The organism is Streptomyces sp. NPDC086519 (assembly GCF_040686075.1).
Taxonomy (GTDB): Bacteria; Actinomycetota; Actinomycetes; order Streptomycetales; family Streptomycetaceae; genus Streptomyces; species Streptomyces shenzhenensis.
In genome coordinates this window covers 1-9,632 of record NZ_JBFBJL010000132.1, presented here as the reverse complement: position 1 = coordinate 9,632, position 9,632 = coordinate 1, and the positions used below count along the sequence as shown (strand labels likewise).

Below are 9,632 nucleotides of genomic sequence, written 5' to 3'. Positions count from 1 at the left end.
GTCGACTTCCGGGGTACCCGGTGGCCCGTACCGGACGAAACCGCGCATCAGGTCGGAGGTCGGCCATGAGGCACAGGCCAGGGGCGCGGGGCGTTCGAACCTCAGGGAGTCACCGCACGGCTCACGCCGGGCAGCCGGCCTGGACCGGGACGCAGTTGTTCGGGTGGTTTCCGGAAACCGTGGTCGAGCTGACCGTCACCGTACCGCCGTCCCGGAAGACTCCCCCGCCCTGGCCACCGGTGGCGGTGTTCCCGGTGATGGTGTCCGCGATCAACTGCGTGGTGCCGGCGTGGTTGTACAGTCCGCCGCCGTTCAGCGTGGACGTGTTCCCCGATACCGTGGTGGCCGACACCCGCAGGGTGCTGCCGAAGTTCGCGATACCGCCGCCGAAGCTCCCCGTGGTGTTTCCGGTGATCTGGCTGCCGTTGACGGTGAGGCTGCCGGCTCCGCCCCAGACGCCGCCGCCTTCGAAGTTGTTCGTGACGTTGCCCTGGATCGTGGCGCTGGTCAGCAGCGTGGTGCCGAAGCTCGCCACACCGCCGCCCGTGTTCACCGCGGTATTGCCGGAGATCGTTCCACCGGAGTAGGTGAGCGTGGCGGACGTGTTGACGTGCACACCGCCGCCGTCCCCCGCCGTGTTGCCGGTCAGGTTGGCCCCGGAGAGGGTCGCCGTGCCGCCCGAGGCGACCTCGACGCCGCCGCCGATGTTGCTCGCGGTGTTGCCGGTGAGAGGGGACCGGCTCAGGGTGAGCGCCCCCCGGTCGAGGATGCCACCGCCGTCAACAGCCCTTCCGCCGGAGAGGGTGACCCCGCTGACCGTGAGGTTCCCGCCCGGCGCGACCTCCGCGATCCGGAAGTCCGGCGCCGCGGCGGCGCGTTTGATGGTCGCTCCGGTGCCGGAGATGGTCACGTCCCCGGTGATGATCGGCAGCCCGTCGGCACCGTTGACGCCGGTCGCCGCCGCTGAAGTCAGCGTGTACACGCACCCCGTGGTCAGCTGGACGGTCCCGCCTCCCGGGGCGCTGTTGGCGTTGCTGACCGCGGCGACCAGGGCAGCCGCGGCCCCCGCGCCGCAGGGCACGGGGGCCGTGGCGGACTTCTTGCCGCCTGCCTTCCCAGGGTTCTCGGCGGCGGACGCGGGGGCGGAAAACGCCCCCGCGGATACCGCCAGCACCATGACGGGGATGAAACCGCGGATCGTGGTCGCGAGTCGCACGAGGTGTCTCCTTAGGTGTACGTGAGTGACAGCCACGACTCACACTGCGTTGGCGGACAACGATCGGCATCCGGTCGCTGCTGGACGGGTGACGGGGTTCTGCCGGGGGACGGCTCGCCGCGGCGGCGCGGCCGGGGACCGGCGACGGGAGCAATCGGCGCCCGGAGAAATTTAAATGACAATACGTCAACACATCCCAGGTGCGCTGTTGCACCTGAGTGCGCCCTTCCGCCACCCGGCCGACAGCAGAAGAATTGGATTCCCGGAGACGTCGACGGGCCGGTGACTCCGGCGACCCCGCCGGGATCAACCGGCGACCGGAGCCGAATTCGCACGACCGCCGCACGAGCGCGATATTCCAGAAGCGGAAATACGGAACGGGGGCGAACGTGAACCTCACGCAATTCATACTTGCGCTCGGCTCCACGTGCCGTATAACGAGATTCGTCGTCAAGGACACACTCGCAGCCGGCTTCCGGATCTGGGTCGCGGATCACTTCGGCGAGGAGTCCAAGCTCGCGTACCTCGTGACGTGCAGCTGGTGCACCAGCATCTGGGTTGCGGGCGGTGTGGCACCGCTCGCTTACTACCTGGGCGAATCCCCGTGGGTTCAGGTTCCCGCAGTCGCCCTGACCTTGTCCTACCTGTCAGGGGTCGCGTCGCTCTGGATCGACTGACGCCCTTGGTTCCGCTCGGGAGCAAGGGCGAGATCTTCGCATGCCCCGGCCCCGGCGATCCCTCACGCCTTTTTCCGACGAGTGCCACTTCTCATGCTGTCCAGCCAGTGGCCCCGAGATTGAACGAAAGGACAGGGAGTGCGCAGAAGAGGTTTCGTCCAGGCCGGCTCAGCCGTGGGAGGCGCTTTCTTCCTCCGGGGTCTCGGCATGCCCACGGCGGCCCGGGCCGCCCCCCTGCGGACACTCCCGTCGGTCAGGGACCCGGCGTACCGCGACCCGATCGCCGACCCCCTCGCCGTCCCGCGCTTCGCGAACGCGCTGCCCCGGCCCTCGCGCATCGACATGACGGCGGGCGGGACCCGGACCCTGCGGGCGAGCCCGGTCGACCAGGATGTGCTCGGCGGCGGGCTGGGGCTCACCACGCCCGTCTGGGGTTTCGGGCACTACGGGGGGCACCCCGGCCGCGGGATGTCCATCAGCTACCCCGGCCCGACCCTGGTGGCACTCAAGGACGTCCCGGTCCATGTGCACTGGGCCAATGACCTGCCCTTCCGCCACCTGCTGCCGGTGGACACCTCGATCCACTGGGCCTTTCGGCACACCGACCACACCATCGCCGAGAACGGTGTGCCGTCCGTGGTGCATCTGCACGGCGCGCACATCGAACCCCGAAGCGACGGGCACCCCGACGCCTGGTACACCACCACGGGCACCCACGGTCCACGCTTCGCGGGAACACGGTTCTCCTACGAGAACACCCAGGAAGCCGCCACGTTGTGGTACCACGACCACACAGTGGGCATCACCCGGCTCAACATCTACGCCGGCCTGTCCGGCTTCTACTTCCTGCGCGACCCTCATGAGCTCTCGCTCATCGAGCACCGCCAACTGCCCGGCGGGCGGTACGAGATCGAGCTGGCGATCCAGGACCGGATGTTCTGCCCGGACGGGCGTCTGGCCTACCCGGACGCCCCCGCCGCTTCTCCCGGCTGGCCGGGCGGGCCTTCCGTCCAGCCCGAGTTCTTCGGCCAGGTCATCCTCGTCAACGGCAAGGCATGGCCCCACCTGGACGTGGAGCCCCGCCAGTACCGGCTGCGCCTGCTCAACGCTTCGAACTCACGCTTCTACCGGCTCTCCGTAGGCGGGTCATGGCCCTTTCCCGTCACCCAGATCGCCACCGAAGACGGCTTCCTGTACCGGCCGCTCCCGCTGGACGCGCCCGTGGTGATCTCTCCGGGGGAACGGGTGGATCTGGTCGCCGACTTCCGCGGCCTGCGGGGGTCACGGTTCACGCTCACCAACGACGCTCCGACGCCTTTCCCTGACGGCACCCCGGTCGCCCCGCCCGCGGACGAGATCCTTCAACTGCGCGTCAACCGACCGCTGGACCACGGCATACCCGAGCCGCGGCTGCCGGGCACCCTGCGCAGGACGCCGTTCGCGGTCGACAAGCCGCCGGCCCGCACCCGCCGCCTGCTGCTGTTCGAGAAGACCGACGCCTTCGGACGGCCCCGCCCGATGCTGGGCACCGTGGAGCGGGGCGCGCTGCCATGGATGGACCCCACCACGGAGAACCCCGCCCTGAACACGGCGGAGATCTGGGAGGTCTTCAACACCACCCCGGACACCCACCCCGTACACCTGCATCTGGTGCGGTTCCAGGTGCTGGACCGGGCGCCGTTCACCGCGGACCAGGACCCGCGGACGGGCGCGCTGACGAACATCCGGGTCGGCCGGGCGCAGCCGCCCGGCCCCGCCGAGCAGGGTCCGAAGGACACCGTGCAGATGGCGCCCGGCCAGGTCACCCGGATCAAGGCGCTGTTCGACAAGCGGGGACTCTACGTCTGGCACTGCCACATGGCCGAGCACGAGGACAACGAGATGATGCGCACCTACGAGGTCAGCTGAGCCCGGCTCGCCGGGCCCCCGCCCGTCTGGCGCCGACGGTCCCGTGCCGCGGCGCCCGGCGGGCGATTCCGTATGCCTGCCGGCTCTCCGACCGCGGGCCGGCCAAGCTCTCGGCGCAGGTCACCGTACCGTGCCGCCTCCTTCAACAGCTCAGGCACTTTGCGGAGTTCGGTGAGCGCTGCCGCGCGTTGTCCGAGTCACGTACCACCCGAAACACCGTCGCACCCCGGCTCATTAATAGCTCCTGAAGTCTTTAAAACTATATTCACACTAACCTCCCATTGCTCTGAATGCGCCCTGTTGTCAATATTGAACTTCTGGTCTACTGATTTCAGGTGAGATTCGCGGCGCACTCTTGAAAACGGCGCCCATACGTCTTCATCCCGGGATGCTCCCACCTCCCGGCCAAGGCCCAGGGAACGGGCTTCGCCTCAAAGACGCCGCACCCCGGCGCCGGCGCAACCCCGACTGCGGCGATACCGGATCACGAGCGCCTGCACCTCGCCGTCCCGTCCGCGCCCTCTCTCCCGCCCGTACGACGGGATGTCTCTCGCGGGGCCGGACCAAGTGCGGCAGAACCCCCACTGCCCACCTGGATTCACAGCACCCAACCGAAGGAACGACATGGCAACCATCACGTCGCTGGTCGACACCACCACGACCACCAACCAGGGCAAAGCCGGAGACACGCTCCAGATCAACGGCACCGGCCTGGGGACCACGACCAGGGTGAACTTCGGCTCGTTGTCGGTCAGCAGCGGGCTGACCGTCTCCGCCACCCAGGTCTCCCTCACGATCCCCTCGGCGCAGTGCGCGGGGCAGGTCTCCGTCAGCGTGACCAGCAGCACCAACGTCACCAGCAACGCGCTCCCGTTCTTCTTCGTCACCTCACCGAGCGTCACAGGTGCGGGCACGACCTGCGGGCCGGCCGCCGGCGGAACCACGGTCGCGGTGTTCGGGTCCAACTTCCTCACCGGCACCGGCGCCACCGTGGGCGGCACCGCGGTCACCCCCACGCCCACCTTCTCCTCGGCCAACCAGGTCACCATCACCACCCCGGCCCACACGATGACCCCCGGCTCGTGCGTCGACACGGTGGACATCGAGGTCACCACCGCCGGCGGTACCAGTGTCCCGGCCGGCAGCCTGAGCCAGTTCTCCTACTACCGGGCCCCGACCATCACGTCGCTGTCGCCTGCCACCGGCACGGCGGGCGACGAGATCGCCGTCAACGGAACCTGCTTCATCGACATCTCCGCGGTGCAGTTCAGCGACGGAACCAACACCATCCCCGCCACCTGGACGGCCCTCGGCAACAACCTGCTCACCACGATCGTCCCCACCGGTCTCACTCCCGGCGCCGGGACCATCACGGTCACCACGTGCGGCGGTCCCTCCAACGCCCAGGCCTTCACCATCACCTGATCCGCCGGCCTGAAGAACCGGCAGCACCACACGGCCCTCTGCCCCAGCCCCTGAGGGGCAGAGGGGCGCCACCACCGCCGCCTCGGCCAAACCCCCCGGCCGAGGCGGCGGCCGACGTCACCGAAAGTCCCGGCCCTGTCGTACCGCGCCGGGGTCACCTCTCACCGGCCCGACCGAAGGAGAACCACCATGGGCTGCAACTGCGGCGGCCAGCAACCGCACGCCCGCCGGGCGATCACCGTGTACCGGCTGACGATGCCGGACAGCACCCAGCGCGACTACCCGACCCCGCAGGAAGCCGACGCGGCCAACAGGCGATCGGGCAACATCGGCACCATCGCCGTCGTCACCCCGGCCTCCCCGGACGCTCGGCGGACGTGACCGCCGTGGCAGGGGACAGCGGCCTTCGCCCGTCCCGCGGGCCCTCCGCCGCGACGCCGCGGAGGGCCCCACGACCCCGCCGGTGCTCTCCGAACCGGCGGAGCGTCAGCGCAGCAGCACCCCCGCCCCCGCCGCCACGTCCTGCGTGGGCGACGCCACCAGCCCCAGCTCCGCGCCGGACGCGAGCAGTCGGTGGGACGGCAGGACGCGGACGGTGTACCCGTAGGGCCCCGTGCGGTCCAGGGACAGCGGGCCCTCGAAGGTCCAGTGGCCCTCCGGGTCCGGGCCCGCCGTCGGCTTCAGCGGGACCGCCGTCGCGTCCGTGATGCGGTCCTCCGGGTCGACCCGGCCGGAGACCGCCTGGACCTCCACGTCGTCGGGAGCGAGGTCGCCGAGGCGGACGCGGACGCGCAGGGCGAGGGTGGTGCCCAGTTCGGCGGTGGCCGTGGCGGTGGCCGTCTCCACGTGGTCGACCGAGACGCCGTGCCAGGCCGCCCGCACCCTGCCCTTCCAGGCGGACAGTTCCCGGGCCGTGTCCGAGGTCATCGACCGGTGGGCGTGGGCCGCCGGGGTGTAGAGGCGCTCCACGTACTCCCGGACCATGCGGCCCGCCAGCACCTTCGGACCCAGCAGGGTCAGGGTCTGCCGGACCATCTCGATCCAGCGGTCCGGCAGACCGCTGCGGCCGCGCTCGTAGAAGCGCGGGGTCACCCGCTGCTCCAGCAGGTCGTACAGCGCGGCGGCCTCGATGTCGTCCCGGCGGTCGGGATCGGTGCCGGCGCCGTCCGCCGTCGGGATCGCCCAGCCGAAGTCCGGCTGGAACCATTCGTCCCACCAGCCGTCCAGGACCGAGAGGTTGAGGCCGCCGTTGAGCGCCGCCTTCATCCCGCTCGTCCCGCACGCCTCCAGCGGGCGCAGCGGGTTGTTCAGCCAGATGTCACAGCCGGGCAGGAGCTTCTGCGCCATCGCCATGCCGTAGTCGGGCAGGAAGACGATCCGGTGCCGCACCCGCGGATCGTCGGCGAACCGGACCAGCTCCTGGACCAGCCGCTTGCCGCCGTCGTCGGCCGGGTGCGCCTTCCCGGCCACCACGATCTGGATCGGGTGGTCCGGGTGCAGAAGCAGTTCCATCAGCCGGTCGCGGTCGCGCAGCATGAGCGTGAGCCGCTTGTACGACGGGACACGCCGGGCGAATCCGATGGTGAGGACGTCCGGGTCCAGAACGCCGTCGATCCAGCCCAGCTCCGCGGTGCCCGCGCCGCGTTGCCGCCAGGACTCCCTCAGCCGCTCCCGTACCTCCAGCACCAGCTGTTCCCGCAGGCTGCGGCGCAGCTCCCAGATCTCCTGGTCGGCGACCTCGGCGACCGCGTCCCAGCGCTCCGGACCGCCGACGGTCAGGGCCTCCTCGGTACGGCGGTCGCCGAGCTGCCGGGCGCCCAGCCGGACCACCTCCGGGGCCACCCAGGTCGGGGCGTGCACCCCGTTCGTCACCGAGGTGATCGGCACCTCGTCGGGGTCGAACCCCGGCCAGAGCCCGGAGAACATCTCCCGGCTGACGTTGCCGTGCAGCAGCGAGACCCCGTTGGCGCGCTGGGCGAGCCGCAGTCCCATCACCGCCATGTTGAAGAGGTTGGGTTCGCCGCCGGGGTAGGTCTCCATGCCGAGCCGCAGGATGTGCTCCACCCCGATCCCGGGGAGTTCGGCGTCGGCACCGAAGTGGTGGGCGACCAGCTCACGGTCGAAGCGGTCGATGCCGGCCGGGACGGGCGTGTGCGTGGTGAAGACCGTGCCGGCCCGGACCGCCTCCAGGGCGGAGTCGAAGTCCAGCCCGGTGGCGACCAGTTCGGCGATCCGCTCCAGGCCGAGGAAGCCGGCGTGGCCCTCGTTGGTGTGGAACACCTCCGGCTCGGGGTGGCCGGTCAGCCGGCAGTACGTCCGTACGGCCCGCACACCCCCTATCCCGAGCAGCATCTCCTGGAGCAGCCGGTGCTCGCTGCCGCCGCCGTAGAGCCGGTCGGTGACCTGGCGTTCGACGAGGTCGTTCTCCTCCACGTCCGAGTCCAGCATCAGCAGCGGCACCCTGCCGACCTGGGCCAGCCAGACGCGGGCGCGCAGCAGTCTGCCGCCGGGCAGTGCGAGGGAGACGTGCGCCGGGGTGCCGTCGGCCTCCTTCAGCAGCGCCACGGGGAGTTCGTTGGGGTCGAGGACGGGATAGTGCTCCTGCTGCCAGCCGTCCCGGGACAGGGTCTGCCGGAAGTAGCCGTGCCGGTAGAGCAGGCCGACGCCGATCAGCGGGACGCCGAGGTCGCTGGCCGACTTGAGGTGGTCGCCGGCGAGGATGCCGAGGCCGCCGGAGTACTGGGGCAGGGCTGCCGTGATGCCGAACTCGGGTGAGAAGTAGGCGACGGCGGCGGGGAGTTCGGCGGACCGCTCCCCCGACTGGTACCAGCGGTCGCCGGCCAGATAGTCGCCCAGGTCATCGGCGACCGCCGTCAGCCGGCGCAGGAAACGGCGGTCGCCGGCCAGCTCGGCGAGGCGCGCCGGCGGCACACTGCCGAGCAGCCGCACCGGGTCGCCCTTCGAGGCTGCCCAGCGCTCGGGGTCGACGGCCTGGAAGAGGTCACGTGTCTCGGCGTGCCAGGACCACCGCAGATTACGGGCCAGGTCGCTGAGTGGCCGGAGGGGGTCGGGGAGAACGGGACGGACGGTGAACCGACGGATCGCCTTCACATTCCACCTCGTGCAGTTCGCGTTCGCGTGGGAGCCGTACGGCGGTGTGCGGCTCGCGTCTGTGTCGACGGTACCGGTGCCGGGGGTGTCGAGGGGCGGGGATCCGGACCGCCTCCTCGTCCGTCCCGCTCCCGCGCCGGACGCCGCTTGCCGAAGAGAGGCCGGCGTCGGAGCGATGCACCAGCGCGTCCCGGTCCGCGCCGCAACGGTGTGCGGCACTCCGGCCGGGACGGTGCTTGACGTGCGCGGGGTGGTACGGGGGCAGGTTTTCATCCGCTCGGCCGGGGAACGAGAGTTCTCTCATCGAATGCGTGACCTCTCGTCGCGGTGCTCGCTTGACGTGGTGAGGAATAGTCGCGTACCGGTTCGCGCCGCCCTCGCGGCGTCAGGAGGAAACGAGAGACGGCAACGGCCGGTCTTGTGCGTAGACATACGGCTGAGTAGTTAACAAAGTGCCGGATTGGCCACCCGAATAGGGTGGGAAGGTTCCTCCGGTACACCCGACAGACACAGGACTGACACCAGGCAGCGGTACAACTCCAGGTACACCCCGCAGGACCCACCTCCCCACCACTCATCCGCCCACACCCACGTTGCCGCGGACAGGAGCGGTCATGCCCGCCACGCACCATTCCTCAGCACCTCCGGCCCGGCGCACGACACCCGGCCCGCCGCCCCCCGCGGACGAGGCCACCGCCGTCGGCCGCATACCCGTCCTCGACGTCCGCCCGCTGGTCCAGCAGGGGCGCCGGCCCGCCAAGGCGGTCACCGGGGAGTCGTTCGAGGTCACCGCCACCGTCTTCCGCGAGGGCCATGACGCCGTCGCCGCCAACGTCGTCCTGAAGGACCCGAAGGGCCGACCGGGCCCCTGGACCCCGATGCGGGAGCTCGCCCCGGGCACCGACCGCTGGGGCGCCACCGTCACCGTCGACGGGAAACCGGGCCGCTGGACCTACCAGGTCGAGGCATGGGGAGATCCGGTCACCACCTGGCGCCACCACGCGCAGATCAAGATCCCGGCGGGCATCGACACCGATCTGGTCCTGGAGGAGGGCGCCCGGCTCTACGAACGGGCCGCCGCCGGGGTCCCGAAGGCAAAAAAACGGGAAATCCTGCTGACCGCGGCCGCCGCCCTCCGCGACGAGGAACGGCCCGCCCCCTGGCGCCTGGCCGCCGCCCTCGCTCCCGAGGTGGACAAGGTCCTGGCCCGTCATCCGCTGCGGGAGCTGGTCACCGCCTCCGAGCCGCTGCCGCTGCTCGTCGAGCGCGAACGGGCCCTGTACGGCTCCTGGTAC

7 protein-coding genes are annotated in these 9,632 nt (G+C 70.7%); 5 read left to right on the top strand and 2 right to left on the bottom strand.

Going from position 1 to position 9,632, the window contains the following annotated elements:
- Positions 1-121: 121 nt before the first annotated feature.
- Positions 122-1,216 (bottom strand): right-handed parallel beta-helix repeat-containing protein, encoded by a 1,095-nt coding sequence (locus AB0P24_RS47310; protein WP_365805602.1) that lies wholly within the window; start codon positions 1,214-1,216, stop codon positions 122-124.
- Positions 1,217-1,605: 389 nt separating this feature from the next.
- Between AB0P24_RS47310 and AB0P24_RS47305 the strand changes: the two genes are divergently transcribed.
- From AB0P24_RS47305 to AB0P24_RS47290, 4 genes are all read left to right on the top strand, one after another.
- Positions 1,606-1,893 (top strand): hypothetical protein, encoded by a 288-nt coding sequence (locus AB0P24_RS47305; protein ID WP_365805600.1) that lies wholly within the window; start codon positions 1,606-1,608, stop codon positions 1,891-1,893.
- A gap of 207 nt (positions 1,894-2,100) precedes the next feature.
- A complete protein-coding gene (locus AB0P24_RS47300) occupies positions 2,101-3,801 on the top strand; it encodes a multicopper oxidase (RefSeq protein ID WP_365805598.1) in 1,701 nt (566 codons plus the stop codon).
- Between the two features lie 624 nt (positions 3,802-4,425).
- Positions 4,426-5,226 (top strand): IPT/TIG domain-containing protein, encoded by an 801-nt coding sequence (locus AB0P24_RS47295; protein WP_365805596.1) that lies wholly within the window; start codon positions 4,426-4,428, stop codon positions 5,224-5,226.
- A gap of 189 nt (positions 5,227-5,415) precedes the next feature.
- Complete coding sequence (locus AB0P24_RS47290) at positions 5,416-5,607, top strand: hypothetical protein (RefSeq protein WP_365805594.1); 192 nt, start codon at positions 5,416-5,418, stop codon at positions 5,605-5,607.
- Between the two features lie 105 nt (positions 5,608-5,712).
- Here AB0P24_RS47290 and AB0P24_RS47285 read toward each other — a convergent pair whose 3' ends face one another.
- Positions 5,713-8,337 carry a glycosyltransferase family 1 protein gene (locus AB0P24_RS47285; RefSeq protein ID WP_365805592.1) on the bottom strand — a complete coding sequence of 875 codons (2,625 nt, stop codon included), beginning with the start codon at positions 8,335-8,337 and terminating at the stop codon, positions 5,713-5,715.
- Between the two features lie 614 nt (positions 8,338-8,951).
- Between AB0P24_RS47285 and AB0P24_RS47280 the strand changes: the two genes are divergently transcribed.
- Positions 8,952-9,632: maltotransferase domain-containing protein (locus AB0P24_RS47280; protein ID WP_365805590.1), on the top strand; the 681-nt coding region annotated here is incomplete at its 3' end.

Coding starts and splice junctions, on each gene's coding strand:
- AB0P24_RS47300 (WP_365805598.1), top strand. CDS start 2,101: ATGCCCACGGCGGCCCGGGCCGCCCCCCTGCGGACACTCCCGTCGGTC.
- AB0P24_RS47295 (WP_365805596.1), top strand. CDS start 4,426: ATGGCAACCATCACGTCGCTGGTCGACACCACCACGACCACCAACCAG.
- AB0P24_RS47290 (WP_365805594.1), top strand. CDS start 5,416: ATGGGCTGCAACTGCGGCGGCCAGCAACCGCACGCCCGCCGGGCGATC.